Annotated in this window: 16 protein-coding genes and 1 pseudogene; 9 read left to right on the forward strand and 8 right to left on the reverse strand. The window is 67.7% G+C overall.

What is annotated here, in order from left to right; genetic code table 11:
- Positions 1-37: 37 nt before the first annotated feature.
- The 4 genes from MKK52_RS02410 to MKK52_RS02425 all read right to left on the reverse strand — a co-directional run bounded on the left by MKK52_RS02410 (position 38) and on the right by MKK52_RS02425 (position 4,355).
- Positions 38-1,348 (reverse strand): polysaccharide biosynthesis/export family protein, encoded by a 1,311-nt coding sequence (locus tag MKK52_RS02410; RefSeq protein ID WP_243952156.1) that lies wholly within the window; start codon positions 1,346-1,348, stop codon positions 38-40.
- Entirely contained in the window at positions 1,345-2,241 is an 897-nt protein-coding gene (locus tag MKK52_RS02415) for a Wzz/FepE/Etk N-terminal domain-containing protein (protein ID WP_243952157.1), read from the reverse strand. Before MKK52_RS02415 ends, MKK52_RS02410 begins: the two co-directional genes overlap by 4 nt.
- Positions 2,242-2,272: 31 nt before the next feature.
- Positions 2,273-3,448: a glycosyltransferase gene (locus MKK52_RS02420; protein ID WP_243952158.1), complete on the reverse strand. Its 1,176-nt coding sequence runs from the start codon at positions 3,446-3,448 to the stop codon at positions 2,273-2,275.
- Positions 3,449-3,650: 202 nt separating this feature from the next.
- Positions 3,651-4,355 (reverse strand): sugar transferase, encoded by a 705-nt coding sequence (locus MKK52_RS02425; protein WP_243952159.1) that lies wholly within the window; start codon positions 4,353-4,355, stop codon positions 3,651-3,653.
- Between MKK52_RS02425 and MKK52_RS02430 the strand changes: the two genes are divergently transcribed.
- Positions 4,344-4,589: a hypothetical protein gene (locus tag MKK52_RS02430; protein WP_243952160.1), complete on the forward strand. Its 246-nt coding sequence runs from the start codon at positions 4,344-4,346 to the stop codon at positions 4,587-4,589. The two genes, MKK52_RS02425 and MKK52_RS02430, sit on opposite strands and share 12 nt — an antisense overlap.
- A gap of 480 nt (positions 4,590-5,069) precedes the next feature.
- On the opposite strand, the gene MKK52_RS02435 is transcribed toward MKK52_RS02430, so the two are convergent.
- On the reverse strand, positions 5,070-6,380 hold the full coding sequence (locus MKK52_RS02435; RefSeq protein ID WP_409564609.1) for an OmpP1/FadL family transporter: 1,311 nt from the start codon (positions 6,378-6,380) through the stop codon (positions 5,070-5,072).
- Positions 6,381-6,927: 547 nt separating this feature from the next.
- On the opposite strand from MKK52_RS02435, the gene MKK52_RS02440 reads away from it, so the two are divergent.
- From MKK52_RS02440 to MKK52_RS02460, 5 genes are all read left to right on the forward strand, one after another.
- The gene (locus tag MKK52_RS02440) at positions 6,928-7,332 is read left to right on the forward strand and encodes a MerR family transcriptional regulator (protein WP_243952162.1); all 405 of its coding nucleotides are present in this window, start codon (positions 6,928-6,930) and stop codon (positions 7,330-7,332) included.
- A gap of 103 nt (positions 7,333-7,435) precedes the next feature.
- Complete coding sequence (locus tag MKK52_RS02445; RefSeq protein WP_243952163.1) at positions 7,436-8,572, forward strand: thiolase family protein; 1,137 nt, start codon at positions 7,436-7,438, stop codon at positions 8,570-8,572.
- A complete protein-coding gene (locus tag MKK52_RS02450; protein ID WP_243952164.1) occupies positions 8,572-10,893 on the forward strand; it encodes a 3-hydroxyacyl-CoA dehydrogenase/enoyl-CoA hydratase family protein in 2,322 nt (773 codons plus the stop codon). Before MKK52_RS02445 ends, MKK52_RS02450 begins: the two co-directional genes overlap by 1 nt.
- Positions 10,894-10,897: 4 nt before the next feature.
- Positions 10,898-12,682, forward strand: coding sequence for an acyl-CoA dehydrogenase C-terminal domain-containing protein (locus MKK52_RS02455; RefSeq protein ID WP_243952165.1), 1,785 nt, complete (start codon positions 10,898-10,900; stop codon positions 12,680-12,682).
- Positions 12,683-12,698: 16 nt separating this feature from the next.
- Positions 12,699-13,007, forward strand: a complete 309-nt coding sequence (locus MKK52_RS02460) for an SCP2 sterol-binding domain-containing protein (RefSeq protein ID WP_243952166.1) — start codon at positions 12,699-12,701, stop codon at positions 13,005-13,007.
- On the opposite strand, the gene MKK52_RS02465 is transcribed toward MKK52_RS02460, so the two are convergent.
- Entirely contained in the window at positions 13,004-14,134 is a 1,131-nt protein-coding gene (locus tag MKK52_RS02465) for an epoxide hydrolase family protein (RefSeq protein ID WP_243952167.1), read from the reverse strand. The genes MKK52_RS02460 and MKK52_RS02465 overlap by 4 nt on opposite strands.
- Before the next feature lie 112 nt (positions 14,135-14,246).
- Between MKK52_RS02465 and MKK52_RS02470 the strand changes: the two genes are divergently transcribed.
- Complete coding sequence (locus tag MKK52_RS02470) at positions 14,247-15,992, forward strand: methanol/ethanol family PQQ-dependent dehydrogenase (RefSeq protein WP_243952170.1); 1,746 nt, start codon at positions 14,247-14,249, stop codon at positions 15,990-15,992.
- A 9-nt stretch (positions 15,993-16,001) separates the two neighbouring features.
- Here the strand turns inward: MKK52_RS02470 and MKK52_RS02475 are convergent, their stop codons facing one another.
- Together MKK52_RS02475 and MKK52_RS02480 are read right to left on the reverse strand one after the other, a co-directional pair.
- The gene (locus MKK52_RS02475) at positions 16,002-16,889 is read right to left on the reverse strand and encodes a sulfurtransferase (protein ID WP_279597601.1); all 888 of its coding nucleotides are present in this window, start codon (positions 16,887-16,889) and stop codon (positions 16,002-16,004) included.
- 175 nt (positions 16,890-17,064) lie between these two features.
- The gene (locus MKK52_RS02480; protein ID WP_243952168.1) at positions 17,065-17,286 is read right to left on the reverse strand and encodes a hypothetical protein; all 222 of its coding nucleotides are present in this window, start codon (positions 17,284-17,286) and stop codon (positions 17,065-17,067) included.
- Positions 17,287-17,407: 121 nt separating this feature from the next.
- Between MKK52_RS02480 and MKK52_RS02485 the strand changes: the two genes are divergently transcribed.
- Positions 17,408-17,659 (forward strand): DUF6894 family protein, encoded by a 252-nt coding sequence (locus tag MKK52_RS02485; protein ID WP_243952169.1) that lies wholly within the window; start codon positions 17,408-17,410, stop codon positions 17,657-17,659.
- 223 nt (positions 17,660-17,882) lie between these two features.
- A pseudogene (locus tag MKK52_RS02490) lies at positions 17,883-18,128 on the forward strand (porin family protein); the annotation flags it as partial.

Below are 18,128 nucleotides of genomic sequence, written 5' to 3' on the forward strand. Positions count from 1 at the left end.
GATCCAGAGCAGAAATGCAGGCCAGGACACGGATGCCTCAATTGTCCTTTACGGTATCGGTCGAGGCGCGCGCACCCTTGCCCATGACCGGCGAACCGTTCGCGGCATTCGAATCCGCCAAGCGGGGGCGAACGCGCACGACATCGCCCGGCTGCAGCAGATCGTCCTCATCGACCGAGATCGTTTCAGCCTTGCCGTCGCGCCGGCGAAGGACGAAGTATTCAGGCTTTGAATAGGCCTCAGTGTTGCTCATGATGGTCGCGGGCGAACGGACCTGCGCTTGATACAGCAGATTTTTCGCCTCTTCGAGCCGCGCCTCCGCCTGATTGAGGCTGATCCGCGTTTCGGCAGCCTCCTGGAGCGCGATGTTACGGCGCTGGTCCTTCAGATCGAGGGCGTCACGATCAGCCTTCGCGATGTCCTGGCGCGCCCGGATCACCGCAATCTGCACATCGAGGCGGTTCGATTCGAGGGTCGCGATGGTTTGCGAGGTCTCGATCTGCCGAGGCATGGCCGAGAGCCCCTTGCTCACCAGCCCGGAGATCCGAGCGAGTTCCTGCTTCATGATGTCGAGCTGCTCGCCGGTGGTCGTATCTTTCGACGTCAGCGAGGTGATCTGCTCGGCAAGGAATTCCTTGGTCTTCTTGAGATTGGTGAGCTGAGCATCGAGAGCGGCGCGACGGGAGTCGAGGGCAAGGCGCTCCTCGTTCATGATCCGCGCGACGGCCGGCTCCTTCGCATGAGATTCGAGCTCCGGCGGGAAGACCAGAGGCTTGTCCTTGATCTCGGCATCCAACCGGGCCTGACGCGCCAGCAGGGCCAGACGGTGCGTGGAATATTCCTGGATGTTGCCCCGCGCCTGAACGGCATCGCGGACGAATTGCAGCAGGATGTCGGTGGGCACCCTTTGCAGGCCGCCGGCCATGCTCACCGCCTGAAGCACACTGAGCTGCGGCCGGAACTCGTACTCGCCCGGCTTCTCGACGCTGCCCATCACGTAGTACGGGCGATACTTCACGATCTGCACCGAGGCGTCGGGCTTGGTGGCAAGGCCCGCCTTGGCCTTCAGCCGGTCCGCGATGTCGGAAGCCACCTCCGTCGTGGTGCGTCCGAGCGCCTCGATCTCGCCGACCACCGGCAGTGAAACCCGGCCCGAAGCAGCCACCGTGAAATCGCCGTTGAAGGCCTGCCACTGATAAGCTTCGCCGGTCCCTGCCCGGAGATCGGACACCTTGATCTGAAGCTGGTCCTGGGGGCCAAGCCGGTATGGCTCGGCCGCGTTCGCCGTGCCGGCTACGGCCAGCATGGCGACGGCGCCCCACCAGGAAGCCACAAGAAACGTCCTCATGCGATCCTCGAACGGTCAAGATACTTGGGAATGCCAGCAGGTCTCCTTGCGGGCGCAGGTACGTCTTGCAGCACGATGACGATCAACAGACCGCTGATCACGCCGAATAATGCCATGAATAAGACGATGGGGCCCATCCTCGGATAGACACTTCCCAGGGGAAGATCCGCTGGGCCGAGAAGGCGGACGTCGGCATCGGCCAGGTTGCCGTCCGGAATCGTCCCGAAGCGCATCCCCGCCTCGGCGGCCAGCAGCTGGGCCTGCAGCGTCTCCAGCCGTTCCTGGCGATAGACTCCACGGCCCTGTTCGCGGACCAGGACACCCTTGATGCGATAAACGGCATAGGCCGACGCAATGGAATTGACGACGCGGACCGCCTGTTCCGCACTGGGTGCGCGGTACGAAATCTCGATGACATAGGACAGGCCCAGGCGGCGCGACCGCATCCGGCTCGCGAAGGCGTAGAACGCCCTCAGATAATCATTCTCCGGCGCGATAATCGATACGACTTTATCGACGTTCGATCCAAGGAACGACCAAAGCCCGTCCGGCTTGGCAAATACATCAGGATTGTTGTTGATCTTAAGCGCCTTGAAGACTTGGTAGAGAAGCATCTCCGAGCGTAGAATGCGCAACTCGGTCTCGCATTGCTCGCCATCGATCTTGAGTTGCTCGAAATGCCGCAGAGCTTCGGGACCGTCGTTCACGACGACACGCGGCTGGAGAAGGATTTGCGTGGTGGCGATGAAATCCGGGCGCAGCACGTGGGAATAGATCGCCCCGCACACCACAAAGCCTGCGACCCAGATTGCGAGGAAAGGCAGTTTCCGCCGGACCAAGACCAGCGTCGCGCCGATGGTCGCGGAGGCCTCCCGGAGCGAGCGGCCACCCACCCAGATCGACGGCTCCGGGGCCTGTGGCGCCCTACGCATAGGCGGGCTTCCTGCGGCTCGACAGAACCGCCCCGCCCTCTCCCGCCGCCGGGCCGGTCGCCGGCATCGGCTGGCCGTGGACCTGCGTCCAGGCCTCGGCGATGGCCTCGCGCATCTGGTGCTCGAACCGGGCCGGATTGAACTGGCGGGCATGGAGGACGATGTCGGCCGGATCGAGGGGCAGTTGCTCCAGGCGGGCGATCGCGTCGATCAGGGCATCCTCGCTCTGCTCGTCGAAGAACACGCCGGTGCGCCCGTCCACCACCGTCTCGGTGGCGCCGCCACGGCCGAAGGCGACGACCGGGCGACCGCTCGCCATCGCCTCCACCGGCACGATCCCGAAATCCTCCTCGCCGGGGAAGATCAGGCCGCGGGCGCGGGCATAGTGATGGCGCAGCTGCGCGAAGGGCTGGGAGCCCAGCATTTCCACGGTCGGCCCCGCGATCTGCCGCAGCTCGGCCAGCATCTCGCCGCCGCCGATCACCACGAGGCGCCGCCCCGTCCGGTTGAAGGCGCGCACCGCAATGTCCGGCCGCTTGTAGCGGACGAGCTCGCCCACCATCAGATAGTAGTCGCCGACCTCTTCCGGCGCGACCGGCGCGAAGGCGTCGATGTCCACCGGCGGATGCACCACGCCCGAATCCCGGCGGTAATACCGGCGGATGCGCGAGGCCACGGTGCTGGAATTGGCCACGAACCGATCGACCCGCGCGGCCGAGCTTTCGTCCCAGAGGCGCAGGTAATGGGTCAGCAGGGGCATCGACAGCTTGGCCAACCGCCCCGCGCCCTCCCGGTAATCGTGGTACATGTTCCAGATGTACCGCATCGGGGAGTGGCAATAGCAGACATGCACCGCCCCCTCCGGCGGGACGATGCCCTTGGCCGGGCCGGATTCACTGCTGATGATCAGGTCGTAGCCGCGCAGATCGAGCTGCTCCAGGGCGAGCGGCATCAGCGGCAGGTACGACTTGTACATCCGCGGCGCGCGCGGAAGCTTGGCGATGAACGAGGTCTTGATCGTGTGCTTGCGCAGCTCCTCGGTGAGGATCTCCGGCACGACCACATGGGTGAAGATATCCGCCTCGGGGTACATCCGCGCGAGGGCCTCGATGACCTTCTCACCGCCCCGCATCCCCACCAGCCAATAGTGGATGATTGCGACGCGCATGAAGTCCTCCGGTTCCAGATTACGGGGCATCGTACGCGCCGAGCCCGCCATTCGCCGGCGGGCGTCGCGGAGACGGTTCAAAAGCCGAAGTCACGGCAACGGCCCCAAGGACCCGCCGTGACCTCTCACTGAAAATTATATCGATCCGCCGATATTACACAATCGGATGAAACTGCAAATTGGAAGATCGTTAACTCCGAAATCAGTAGGAGCCTTTGACCAAGAACACTGCCGGAACTGTCTTCGCGATAATAACTATGTCGCCAACGAAACTACGCGACTCGACATAGTGCCGGTCCAGCCGGACCCGCTCGGCATAGCTCGTATCCGAGCGGCCGCTCACCTGCCACGCCCCGGTCAGGCCGGGCCGCACGGCGAAATAGGCCGACGCCGCATCGCCGTACTTCTCGACCTCTGCCTGCACGATCGGGCGAGGGCCCACGAGGCTCATCTCCCCGCGCAGCACGTTGATGAGCTGCGGCAGCTCATCGAGGCTGGACTTCCGCAGCACATGGCCGATGACCGTGATACGCGGATCGTGCTTCAGCTTCCGCGTCTCGGTCCACTCGGCCATCGCGGCCGGGTTCTCGGCGAGATACGTCTGCAAGATTGCGTCGCCGTTGATCCGCATGGAGCGGAACTTCAAGCAGCCGAACGTCTTTTGGTTAAGACCGAGGCGACGATGACTGTAGAACGGCGCCGCCCCATCGACAGCCCAGATCGCCAGGGCGACGAGGGCGAACAGCGGCAGGAGAAGAACGAGGGCCGCGAAGGCGACACTGAAGTCGAAAGCGCGCTTGAGCGCCAGATCGACGGCTTTGCCGAGACCGAGGAGGCCCTTCGCCCGCGACGCGGTCGAGATTGCCCTCGAGCGGCTGACGGCAAGGATCAGATCGTGATGCAGCATACTGCTTCCCTCTCTGGCACAGCCGGGAACAACAACATTTACGATGTCTTAGCCATCGGATGCCAGATTGCGCTGCACAATTCAAGTTCGGGCCTGGGGTATTTTACCCATTTTTTTGAAATTTCTATGGAACGCTTTTGCGATTCCCAGATTTCAGGACTAAATTCTTTAAAACCTGGGCCGTTTGCAAGCGCGGCCGGCTTCCACCGCAAGGTGCTTGTTGCGCTGCAATAATCGGAATGCGGTAAGCCGATCCGGCCCTCGGCGTGCCGCCGGCTTCGCCCGCTACCGCGATGTGCCCTGGAAATAATCCTCGCCCGCCGCCTGCCATCGGGCGGCCTGTGGCAGACTACTGAGAGGCTCGCTTGGGGCCGCGAGGGGAGCGTCCTCCGGCGCATAGGCGTCCGCCACGCGAATCGGCGACGCCCGGTCTGAGTCGCGGCGGCGAAGGCAGCCACACAAGAATTCAATAGTCACGGCGCAGATCGCCGAGTCTTGGATATCGGTGAATCCCTGACCAGACCAACGGCTGGCGGGAGGGCCGCAAGGCGGACGCCTTCTTCGACACGGCCTATACGTCGCCCACAACCCGGATGTGGCGGCGGCTCATATCGACCTGCGGTCCGGGGCCCTCGAAGGGCGCCAGCTCGGACAAGCGAAGGGCGGACAGGCGGGGTCGCCTGTCCGCCCTCCTCCAACGGGAGGTTTTCGGCCTCAGTACTTGCGCACCAGCGGCGCCGGGGCGGGGGCCGGTGGCACGCCGAAGGCGTAGCGGAAGCCGACCGAGACGATGTCGACGCTCGAATCGACCACGCCCGCGAAGGCGATGTTGCCGACATTGTAGTCGCGCCCGAGGCCCGCCAGGATCCGCGACCGGTCGAGGAAGAGGTGCGAGTAGGCCGCATTCAGCGTCAGCTGGTTGCTCCAGCGGTAGCTCGCGCCGACGTTCAGGCTGTAGCGGTCGCCGTCCGGCAGGCGCACCGAGCGGTTGCTGAAGTCGATGGGCGAGGTCTCGTAGCCGAAGCCGCCCCGCACCGTCAGGGCCTCGCTCACGTCGTACTCGCCGCCGATCGAGTAATAGTACCCGTCCTTGTAATTAAGTGGCAGGTTGTTGACCGTGATGCCGAGCGTCTTCGACACGACGCCCACCGTGCCGAGCCTCGACCAATTGTCCCACTCGAAGCCGAGGGAGACGCGGGCGACCGGGCTCACCGCCTGGGTCAGGCCGACGCTGAGCTTGTCGGGGGTGTTGAGGCTGGACCGCACCTGCCCCGCCAGGGGGGCGAGGGCGAGCAGGGGCACGCCGATCGAGCCGTCGATGTCGTGGTGCACCGAGGAGCGGTAGCCGACGCCGAACACCGTTCCCTGCCACGGGGTGATGGTGGCGCCGGCGGTGAAGCCCACGCCCCAGGATTCGCCCTTCAGGAACCCGCTTGGATAGGCGGCCGGCGACAGGCCGGGGATCGGTAGGGCCTGGCGCAGGGTCAGGCGGAAATACTCGATGTTCGGGCCCGCCGCGACGGAGAGCCACTCGTTCACCTTGAAACCGATCACCGGGTTGATGGCGAGCGAGAAGATGCGCGACGACCGGCCGTAGACCTCGCCGGCCCACGTCTGGTTCGGCTTGGTGGTGAGGCCGAACGGCGCGTCGGTTGCAATGCCGAGCCACAGGCGGTCGTTGATCTGGTACGAGCTGGCGCCCGCCGGCAGGACCGCGCCCTGGCCGATGTCGCCCGAGCCGCCGAGCCCGGCAAAGACCGGGTTGGTGCCGGTGGTCGGCGTGATCGTGGCCGAGGGGCCGAGATAGGTGAGGTTCTGCTCGGTGACGAAGCCGGGCCGCATCGTGATGACGGCCGGGTTCCAGAACATCGACGAGACGCCGCCGGACCCCGCCGCCGCGCCCGCGAAGGCCATGCCCTGCGCCTGGGTGCTCTGCTCCCGCAGCCCGAACGCCCCCGCGCTGGCAGCGGTCCCGTTCAGAAGCGTCGCCAGCAGCGCCGCCGACCCGACCCGGGCGACAAGCATCATCCTCATCCCAATTCCTCCCCAAGGAACTCGTTGGATCCCGCCCTTTTCGGGCTTGTTCTGTGATGGTTAATCTTGAGTAACCGCACGCGGCGAAGACGTGTCGGCCCAAGATGATGTGAAGGCGCGTTGGCCTTCCCTATAGGTGAAGACGCTGCCGAAAGCGGAATAAAAATGCAAGCCGGAATGGCCACGCTTGCGGCCGGCGGTCCGCGTCCCGCGTCGGATCTCCCCGGTTGTGACATTTTAACGTCAGGCCGCGCCGCCTGTGCCCCCTGCCGGCCGGCACTATTCTGCGCGCGCCGCGTCCCGCTCTTGCACCGGCATGACGCATTGGGATATAGGTTGACGTATACGTTAGGCACGACCGGCCGAATCGAACGCCCCCCTCAGAAAGGCGCGCGGCGTGAAGGAGGGGGGACGATGATCGAGGCTTGCGCCCCAGGGCGCGCCGCAGGGAAACGCAGGGGGCGGGCGGGCCTCCGGCCGGATTTGACGCTTCGCGCGCGCCGTGCCTACGGTGGCCGCAAGCAAGAGAAGGCTACCTGTGTCCGACCCGCTCTATACCGTGACACAGCTCGCCAACGACCTCAGCGTGACGGCGAGAACAGTCCGTTTCTACGAGGACAAGGGTCTCCTCAATCCTCAGCGGGTGGGGAATACGCGGGTCTACACGCATCGGGACCGGGCGCGGCTGATCCTCATCCTGCGCGGCAAGCGGCTCGGCTTCACCCTGCGCGAAATCAAGGAATATCTCGATCTCTACGACGCGGACCCGACGCGGCAGGAGCAGCTTCGCGCCCTGCTGAAGCGGGTGCAGAACCGCATCGACAGCCTGATCGAGCAGGAGAAGGCCCTGGTCGAGACGCTCGGCGAGTTGCGCGCCATCGAGCAGCAGGCCCAGACCGCGCTGGCGGCCCAACAGCGGGGCTCGGCGCGCCGGGCGCGCTGACCACCCCCTCCCCTTTCCCCCGTTGCCTCCGAACCGGCCGCCGCGCCGGGTGCGGGCGGCTGCGCGTCTTCCCCCACCATCGCGACCGTTCCGAGAGGACAGCATGACCAACGTGGTTATCGCGGGCTATGCACGCTCGCCCTTCACCCCGGCCAAGAAGGGCGCCCTCGCGCGGGTCCGCCCGGACGACCTCGCCGCGCAGGTGGTGCGCCGGCTCGTGGCCGAGGCGGCGATCCCCTCGAAGGAGATCGAGGACCTGATCGTCGGCTGCGCCTTCCCCGAGGGCGAGCAGGGCTTCAACGTCGCCCGGCTGATCGGGCTGATGGCCGACCTCGACCTCAGTGTCGGCGGCGTCACCGTGAACCGCTTCTGCGGCTCGTCCATGCAGTCGGTCCACATGGCGGCCGGGCAGATCGCGCTGGGGGCCGGCGAGGCCTTCGTCTGCGCGGGGGTCGAGAGCATGAGCCGCGTGCCGATGATGGGCTTCAACCCGATGCCGAACCCGGCCCTGCACGAGAAGCGCCCCGGCGCCTACATCGGCATGGGCGACACCGCCGAGAACGTCGCCCGCCGCTGGGAGATTTCCCGCGCCGATCAGGAAGCCTTCGCCGTGGCGAGCCACCGCAAGGCCGCCGCCGCGCAGGCTGAGGGCCGGCTTGCGGCCGAGATCGTGCCCATCGCCACCAAGGGCGGCACCGTCGAGACCGACGGCTGCATCCGGGCGGATGCCAGCGCGGAAGGGCTCGCCGGCCTGAAGCCCGCCTTCCAGCAGGACGGCTCGGTCACGGCCGGCACCTCCTCGCCCCTCACCGACGGCGCCTCGGCGGTGCTGGTGTGCAGCGAGGCCTTCGCCAGCCGCCACGGGCTGAAGCCCCTCGCGCGGGTCGCCGCCGTCGCCATCTCGGGCTGCGAGCCGGAGATCATGGGCATCGGCCCCGTCGCCGCCTCGCGGAAGGCCCTGGCGCGGGCTGGGATCACCGCTGACGCGCTGAGCGTAGTCGAATTGAACGAGGCCTTCGCCTCCCAGTCGATCGCCTGCATCCGCGACCTCGGCCTCGACGAGGCCATTGTGAACATCGATGGCGGCGCCATCGCGCTCGGCCATCCGCTGGGCGCCACGGGCGCGCGCATCGTCGGCAAGGCGGCCTCGCTGCTCGCCCGCGAGGGTGGTCGCTTCGCGCTGGCCACCCAGTGCATCGGCGGCGGCCAGGGCATCGCCACCCTTCTGGAGCGCATCTGATGACCGGGATCCGCAAAGTCGCCGTCATCGGCGCCGGAGTCATGGGCTCCGGCATCGCCGCCCATGTCGCCAATGCCGGCGTGCCGGTGCTCCTGATGGACATCGTCCCGGAGGGCGCCGCCGACCGGAACGCGCTGGCCAAGGGCGCCATCGCCAAAATGCTGAAGACGGAGCCCGCCGCCTTCATGTCCCCCCGCGCCGCCAAGCTGGTTGAGGCGTGCAACATCGAGGACCATCTCGACCGCTTGGCGGACGTCGACTGGATCGTCGAGGTGGTGATCGAGCGTCTGGACGCGAAGCAGGCCCTCTACCGCCGCATCGACGCGGTGCGCCGGCCGGGCACGGCGGTGTCGTCCAACACCTCGACCATTCCGCTCGCCGCGCTGATCGAGGGGATGCCGGACGCCTTCGCGAAGGACTTCCTCATCACCCACTTCTTCAACCCGCCGCGCTACATGCGGCTGCTCGAAGTCGTGACCGGCCCGAAGACCGATCCGGCGCTCGCCGCGACGGTGACGGACTTCGCCGACCGCAAGCTCGGCAAGAGCGTTGTGCCCTGCAAGGACCGGCCGGGCTTCATCGCCAACCGGCTCGGGATCTTCTGGATCCAGAACGCCATCGCGGCGGCCGACGACCTCGGCGTGCCGGTGGAGGAGGCGGACGCCATCATGGGCCGCCCCTTCGGCATCCCGAAGACCGGCGTGTTCGGCCTCGTGGATCTCGTGGGCCTCGACCTGATCCCGCACACCACCAAGAGCCTGCGGGCGGCCCTGCCGGCGGAGGACGCGTTCCACGCCACCTACCGCGAGATGCCTCTGGTCACGACGCTGATCGCGGAGGGCTATACCGGCCGCAAGGGTAAGGGCGGCTTCTACCGCCTGAACCGCACGAACGGACAGAAGACCAAGGAGGCCGTCGACCTCAAGACCGGCGCCTACCGGCCCTCCGCCAAGGCGGACCTGCCCGAGTTGAAGGAGGCCAAGGGCCCCCGCGCGGTGCTCGACCTGCCCGGTCGCGTCGGCGCCTATGCCTGGACGGTGATCGGCCCAACGCTGGCCTACGCCGCCGGCCTCGTGGGCGAGGCGAGCGACGAGATCGCCGCCATCGATGAGGCCATGCGCCTCGGCTACAACTGGAAGTGGGGTCCGTTCGAGCTGATCGACAAGATCGGCGGCGCCTATGTGGCCGAGCGGTTGGCGAAGGACGGACACCCCGTCCCGCCGATCCTCGCCGGGCTCGATGGCAAGACGTTCTACCGCGTCGAAAGCGGCGAGCGGCAAGTCCTCACCGCCGGGGGCGACTACAAAACAATCGTGCGCCCCGAGGGCGTGCTGCGGCTGGATGACATCAAGCTGGCCGCCAAGCCGCTCCTCAAGAACGGCTCGGCCGCCCTGTGGGACATCGGCGACGGCGTGGTGTGCTTCGAGTTCACCTCGCAGGCGAACGCGCTGGATGAACAGATCATGGTCCTGCTTGGCAAGACCATCAAGCTCGTGAAGTCCCAGTACAAGGCGCTCGTCGTCTATAACGAGGGCTCGAACTTCTCGGTCGGCGCGAATCTCGGGCTCGCCCTGTTCGCCGCCAACATCGCCGCCTGGGGCGAGATCGAGAAGCTGGTCTCTGTCGGCCAGCAGACCTACGGGCAGCTGAAATACGCCCCCTTCCCCGTGGTCAGCGCCCCCGCCGGAATGGCGCTCGGCGGCGGCTGCGAGATCCTGCTCCACTCGGACGCGGTGCAGGCCCATGCCGAGACCTATATCGGCCTTGTGGAAGCCGGTGTCGGCCTCGTGCCGGCCTGGGGCGGCTGCAAGGAGATGCTGGCCCGCTGGCAATCGGCGCCAAAGATGCCGCGGGGGCCGATGCCCGCCGCCGCCAAGGTGTTCGAGACGATCTCGACCGCCACCGTCGCCAAGTCGGCGGAAGAGGCACGGGACCTGCTGTTCCTGCGCCCGAGTGACGGCATCACCATGAACCGCGACCGGCTGCTCGCCGACGCCAAGGCCAAGGCCCTGTCCCTGGTGGAGGGCTACGCACCGCCCCAGCCCGTGACGCTTACCCTCCCCGGCCCGGCCGGCGGCCTCGCCATGCGCATGGCGGCCGAGGGTTTTGCGAGACGGGGCATCGCCACCCAGCACGACCTCGTGGTCGCCGGGGAACTCGCCCGCGTCCTGTCCGGCGGCGAGGCCGACACCCTCGATACCCTGGACGAGGAGGCGATCCTCGACCTCGAACGCGACAGCTTCATGCGCCTCGTGCGGACGGAGGCGACCCTCGACCGGTTCGAGAGCGTGATCGAGACCGGCCGCCCGGTGAGGAACTGACGAGATGCAGACCTACAAGGCTCCCCTGCGCGACATGCGCTTCGTGCTGAACGAACTGCACGGCAGTGCCGAGGCCCTGCCGGGCCATGAGGACTTCACCCCCGACATCGCCGACGCCATCCTGGAAGAGGCGTCGAAATTCTGCACCGAGCGGCTGCTGCCGCTGAACGCCTCGGGCGACGAGGAGGGCTGCCGCCTGGAGAACGGCGTCGTGCGCACGCCGAAGGGCTTTCCCGAAGCCTACAAGGCGTTCCGCGAGGGCGGCTGGACCGCCATGGGCGCGGACCCGGCCTATGGCGGCCAGGGCCTGCCGGCGGGCATCAACAAGCTGGTCGAGGAGATGATCTGCTCGACCAACCTGTCCTTCGGCCTCTATCCGGGCCTGAGCCACGGCGCCTATCAGGCGATCGAAGGCCACGCCTCGGAGGAGCTGAAGGCCGCCTACCTGCCCAAGCTCGTGGACGGCACGTGGTCGGGCACGATGTGCCTGACGGAAGCCCATTGCGGCACTGATCTCGGCCTCTTGCGGACCAAGGCCGTGCCGCAGGGCGACGGCTCCTATGCCATCACCGGCTCGAAGATCTTCATCTCGGCGGGCGACCACGACCTCACCGAGAACATCGTCCACCTCGTCCTGGCCAAGCTCCCCGATGCGCCGAAGGGCGTGAAGGGCATCAGCCTGTTCCTCGTGCCGAAGTTCCTGCCCCGGGCGGACGGCACGCCGGGCGAGCGCAACGGCGTCACCTGCTCCGCGCTCGAACACAAGATGGGCATCAAGGCCTCGGCCACCTGCCAGATGTCCTTCGACGACGCCAAGGGCTGGCTCGTGGGCGAGCCGCACAAGGGCATGCGCGCGATGTTCACGATGATGAACAGCGAGCGCCTGTCGGTCGGCATCCAGGGCCTCGGCGCGGGCGAGGCCGCCTACCAGGGCGCCGTCGCCTACGCCAAGGAGCGGCTCCAGGGCCGGTCCCTTGTGGGGACCAAGCGGCCCGACCTGCCCGCCGACCCGATCCTCGTCCACCCGGACGTGCGGCGGATGCTGATGACGATCCGCGCCTACAACGAGGGCTGCCGGGCGCTCGGCGCCTGGGTCGCCCGCAGCCTCGACGTGATGGAGCACCATCCCGACCCGGCCGAGCGGCGCCGTGCGGAGGATTTCTCGGCGCTGATGACCCCGGTGGTGAAGGCGCTGTTCACCGATCTCGGCTTCGAATCGGCGAGCATCGGGATGCAGGTGTATGGCGGCCACGGCTTCATCCGCGACCACGGCATGGAGCAATATGTCCGCGATGCCCGGATCTCGATGATCTACGAGGGCACCAACGGCATCCAGGCCCTCGACCTCGTCGGCCGCAAGCTCCCGGCCCATGCCGGACGCTACCTGCGCAGCTTCTTCCACCCTGTCCTCGCCTTCCTCGACGAGGCCATCGAGGACGACGATCTGGCGCCGCTCGCCCAGCCCCTCGCCAAGTCCTTCGGCGCGCTGCAACTCGCCACCGCCCACATCGCCCAGAAGGGGATGAAGGACCCGGAGGAGGCGGGTGCCGCCGCCACCGAGTACCTGCGCCTCTTCGGGCTGGTGGCGCTCGGCTACGTCTGGCTGCGCTCGGCCAAGGTCGCCCACACGGCGCTCAAGGCCGGCACCGACGAGCGCGACTTCTACGAGGCGAAGCTCACCACCGCCCGCTTCTACATGGAGCGCATCCTGCCCCAGGTGGCGGGCCTGCTGGCGGCGGTGAAGTCGGGCAAGGGCGCGATGATGGCGCTGGACGAGGCGATGTTCTGAGAAACGGAGTGGCGTGATGGCGGATATCGGAACCCTGGTCGAATCCATCGAGGAGCGCGCGGAGGCGCTGAGCACCCTCGGCTACCGGGTGCGGTTCGACCTCACCGACGGCGGCAGCATCCTTTTGGATGCCACCGGCGGTAAGGTCGACGTCTCCACCGCCGAGGGCGGGGAGGCAGACACGGTGATGAAGCTCAGCTCCGACAACCTGCTCAAGCTGGTGAACGGCAAGCTCAGCCCGATGATGGCCTTCTCCACCGGCCGGCTGAAGGTGCAGGGCTCGCAAGGGGTGGCGATGAAGCTCGCCGGGCTGCTCGACGCCTAGCCCCGCGCCCATTCCCGGAGGTCCGCGACGAACAGGTCGGGGACCTCCATCGCCGCGAAATGCCCGCCGCGCGGCATGTCCCGCCAGCGGGTGACGGCGTAGCCGCGCTCCACCCATTCCCGAGGCGGGGCGAGGGTGCGCGGATCGGGATAGGCGGCGAAGGCGGTGGGCACCGTGACGCGGGTGCCTTCCGGCATCCGCCGGGCGCCCTCCGCGCGGGCCCCGGCATAGTACCACGTCGCCGTCCCGAAGCTGTCGGTGGCGAGGTAGAACAGGGCGTTGGTGAGCAGCGTGTCCTTGGAGAACACTGCCTCGAACGGGCGCTCGCGCAGGTCGGCCCAATCGTGGAAGCGCTCTACCAGCCAGGCCAGTTGCGCCACCGGCTCGTCGGCCATCGCGTAGTTCAGCGAGAGCGGCTTCGTGCCCTGCAGGTCCGCATAGGCGCCGAGCCGGGCCTGGGCGTCCTGGGCGCCCTTGCGCCATCGCGTCTCCGCCTCGGTCGATGCCTCGGCATCGGGCTGGACCAGCAGGTAGTTGAGGTGGATCGCCTTGAGGCTCGCCGCATGGTCGAGGGCGAGCCACGTGGTGACGCCCGCCCCCCAATCGCCGCCCTGCGCATGGTAGCGCGCGTAGCCCAGTTCCTCGCGCATCAGCCTGTCGAACAGCCGCGCCGTGGTGCGCGGCCCGATGGGCGCCCGCGGCTTGCCGGAGAAGCCGAAGCCCGGCAGTGCGGGCACCACCACGTCGAACGCGTCCTCCGCCCGGCCCCCGAAGCGCGAGGGGAAGGCCAGGGGCTCGATCACCTGCCAGAACTCGTAGACCGAGCCCGGCCAGCCATGCGTGAGAAGCAGCGGACGCTTCCCCTGCGCCTCGCCCACCACGTGGACGACATGGATGTCGAGATCCTCGTTCCGCGCCAGGAACTGCGGGAATCGGTTCAGATCGGCCGCCGCCGCCTCGTGGTCGAACCCGTCGAGCCAATAGGCGCAGAGATCGCGCAGGACATCCGGGTCGCAGCCGTAGCGCCAGCCGGCGCCCTCGGGCAGGCGCGGCATCCGGTAGGCGCGCACCCGCTCCCGCAGCCACGCGAGGCGGTCCGCATCCCAGCTTAGGGTGAAAGGCTGCATGTGAGGGTCCCTTGCTCTCGGCACGGGAAACGCGGGACAGACGCCGGGGCTGCATGACGCCCCGCTCATCGCGCGAGGATCCTCCGTGACCCTTTTTCTTCGCTCCCTCGGCCTGCTCGCCGCCCTGGCGCTCCCCGCTGCCCCGGCCGCCCGCGCCGAGACGGTGCTCCAGACGATGGACGCGGCCAACACCCGCTACTCATCCCTCACGCAGATCGACGCGGGCAACGTCGCCCGGCTGAAGGTCGCCTGGACCTTCTCGACGGGCGTGCTGCGCGGCCACGAGGGCGCCCCCCTCGTCGTCGGCACGGTGATGTACGTGCACACGCCGTTCCCGAACATCGTCTACGCCCTCGACCTCGCCCACGAGGGGAAGATCCTCTGGCGCTACAGTCCGCGCCAGGACCCGACCGTGATCGCGGTGATGTGCTGCGACACGGTCCATCGCGGGCTTAGTTATGCGAACGGGCGGCTGTTCCTGCAGCAGGCGGACACGACGCTCGTCGCCCTCGATCCGGCCACCGGCAAGGTCCTCTGGTCCGTGAAGAACGGCGATCCCGGCCGGGGCGAGACCAACACCGCCACCGTCCTGCCGGTGAAGGATGAAGTGATCGTCGGCCTGTCGGGGGGCGAGTACGGCGCCCGCTGCCCCGTCACCGCCTACGATCAGGCGACCGGGAAACAACGCTGGCGCGCCTACGCGGTCGGGCCGGATGCCGACATCCTGTTCGATCCCGACAAGACTACGTCCCTCGGCAAGCCGGTCGGCCCGGATTCCTCCCTGACGACCTGGGAGGGGGACCAGTGGAGGATCGGCGGCGGCTGCGCCTGGGGGTGGTTCTCCTACGACCCCGACCTGAACCTCGTCTATTACGGCACGAGCAACCCCTCGACCTGGAACCCGGCCCAGCGCCCCGGCGACAACCGGTGGGCCGAGGCGATCATCGCCCGCGACGCCGACACGGGGGTCGCCCGCTGGGTCTACCAGATGACGCCCCACGACCAGTGGGACTTCGACGGCGTGAACGAGATGATCCTCACCGAGCAGGAGATCGGCGGGACGCGCCGTAAGGTGCTCACCCATTTCGACCGCAACGGCTTCGGCTACACCCTCGACCGGGCGACAGGCGCGCTGCTGGTGGCGGAGAAGTTCGACCCCAGCGTCAACTGGGCGACGAAGATCGAGCAGGACCCCGCCCGGCCCGATTACGGGCGCCCGGTCCTCGCCAAGCGCTACGCCCCCGAGGAGGCCGGCGAGGAGGAGGTCACGAAGGGCATCTGCCCGGGAGCGCTCGGTGCCAAGAACCAGCAGCCCGCCGCCTACTCGCCACAGACCGGCCTGTTCTACGTGCCCACCAACCACATGTGCATGGATTACGAGCCGTTCCGCGTCACCTACACCCCCGGCCAGCCCTATGTCGGCGCGACGCTGACCCTGCACCCGCCGGAGGGCGACAGCCATACCGGCGCGTTCATCGCCTGGGACGGCGCGAAGGGGCGTATCGCGTGGTCGAAGCCCGAGCCCTTCTCGGTCTGGTCCGGGGCGCTGGCGACGGCGGGGGGCGTGGTCTTCTACGGGACGCTCGAAGGCTATCTGAAGGCCGTCGACGCCCGCGACGGGCGCGAACTCTACCGCTTCAAGACGCCCTCCGGCATCGTCGGCAACGTCACGACCTACATGGCGGACGGCCGGCAATACGTAGCCGTGCTCTCCGGCGTCGGCGGCTGGGCGGGAATCGGACTCGCGGCGGGCCTGACCGACCCGGCGGACGGGTCCGGCGCGGTCGGCGGCTACGCCGCCCTGTCGCAATACACCGCGACGGGCGGGCAGCTCACCGTGTTCGAACTGGCGGAGTGACGGGGGCGCCTATTCCGCCGCCATCGGCATCGGCGGCGCCTTCGTGCCGGGGAAGCCCTCCTCGATGGGCAGGCTCGGATCGCGGGACCACTCGTTCCACGATCCGAAATAGAGCTTCACGTCCTTGATGCCGGCTTCCTTCAGGGCCACCAGCGTGTTCGAGGCACGCGCGCCCTTGAAGCAGTAGAGGACGACCGGCGTGTCCGCGTCGATGCCGACGGTGGCGCATTCGGCGAGGATTTCCTCCTTCGCCTTCAGCATCTTGCCGGCGGAGGTCGGCTTCATCATCCGGTACCATTCGATCCAGCGGGCGCCGGGGATGCGGCCCTTGCGGGGGCAGAAATCCTTGCCGTAGGGCGAGGAAGAGGTGCCGACCCACTCGTCCACGTCGCGGGTGTCGAGCTTCACGACCGCCTCGTCCGCCACCGCCGCCTTCATGCCGTCGAGGTCCACGAAGAGCGAGGCCGCCGCCGGATCGACCGGGAAGGTCTTGGGGCTCGGCACGGTCGCCTCGTCCGTCACCGGCTTGCCCTCGGCCGTCCAGGCCGAGAAGCCGCCGTGCAGGATCTTCACCTTCGGGTAGCCGAGATAGGTGAGCAGCGTCCAACCGCGGCAGGATTGGCCGAAGCCCGTATCCATGGAGGCTTCGTAGATCACGGCGGTCTCTTCGCCGCCGAGGCCCGCCGCGCCGAAGGTCTCGGCGAACTTGTCCTTCATCTCCAGGACGCCCTCCGGCGTCGTGGTGGCGAGGTAGGTGAAGATGTCGTGGATGTTGACCGCCCCCGCGATGTGCCCCGCCGCGTAGGCAGCGGGCGCCCGCGTATCGATCAGCACGACGCCGCCGGCCGCCAGCATTGCCTCGCATTCGGACGGAGAGATCAGCACGCTTCCGTTCATCCCATACCTCCCGGTCGACCGCCGAAGGCAAAGATCCGTCATCGCATGATGAGCCACGGGCGATCTCTTGGAAGAGTGCGCCCGGCTATTTTGGCCAGCAAGTCGAAGCGCGCTCAAATGTCGGGCGTGGAGCGGCGAAAGATGCGGCACGCTGCGAAGGACTTCGGCGGACCGCTCACTCCTGCGGCTGGCCGCGCACGTAGCCGTGCGAGATCTGCCGCCCGCGCTCGCGGATCGCCGCGTCGGCGGCGGCGAGGTCGTCCAGCGCGTCCTCGATCGCGTGGACCAGGGCGGCCCAGCCGTCCCGCTGGTGCGCCCGGTAATAGGCCAGCGCAATGGTCTCCGCCTCGGTGGGCGTCCAGACCGGCGCAGGCAATTCGCTCGACAGCCCTCGCATCCCGCTCAACCTCCACTAGAACATATAGCGAACAAAGCGCGGCAGCCGATTCGGTTCAAGCCCCCGGCGGACGATGGCCGGAATCGCGGTGGACCTCTGTGGATGGTGAGGAAAAACGGCTGTGCCGACACGGCTTTACCGGTTCCACTGCGTCGGCCCCCACGGCGAGGCCGCCTTCGACCTGCGCGGCCGGCGGCTGCCGACCCTGGCGCAGGTCCGCGCCCAGGCCGACCGGGTGGCCCTCGCCCTGATGGAATCGGGCGAGGCCGACTGGACGCGCTGGATCGTCGATGTCCACGACGGAGAGGGCCGCAGGGTGCTGGTCAGGCCCTTCACACAAGCGCGAATCCGCCCGGCGGACGGGGCTCCCTAGGCGCAAGCGAGGCCGTGCGTCCCATTTCCCGCCACGATTGCATGGGCGGATAACGCGCTGTGGAAAAACGGGTTTTTTCGCCTCGACCCGCTTGGCCGAGACCCTTTCGGCCACCATCTCGCCTCAGTTCGGGGGCCGGTGTAACCTTGCCGACACAGTCTTCAGGGGCGCTTTCCGCTAAAAGTCATCTCGATCGGGACAGACTTCTGGGGTTCGCACAATTATGAAGAGACTCGTCACCTCCCTGGCGATGTTCACGGCTCTCACCGCCGCCGCCACCGCCGCCGACCTTCCGCGCCGCGCTCCGCCGCCGGTGTTCACCCCGGTTCCGGTCTTCACCTGGACGGGCTTCTACGCCGGTTTCAACGCCGGTTACGGCTTCGACGCCTCGTCGAACTCGGCCAGCACGGTCATCGGCGTCTCGCCGGCCAACCGCATCTTCGCGACCGGCAACGCCCTGCAGAGCGGC

The sequence above is a fragment of the Methylobacterium sp. J-067 genome, assembly GCF_022829465.1.
Classification (GTDB): Bacteria; Pseudomonadota; Alphaproteobacteria; order Rhizobiales; family Beijerinckiaceae; genus Methylobacterium; species Methylobacterium litchii.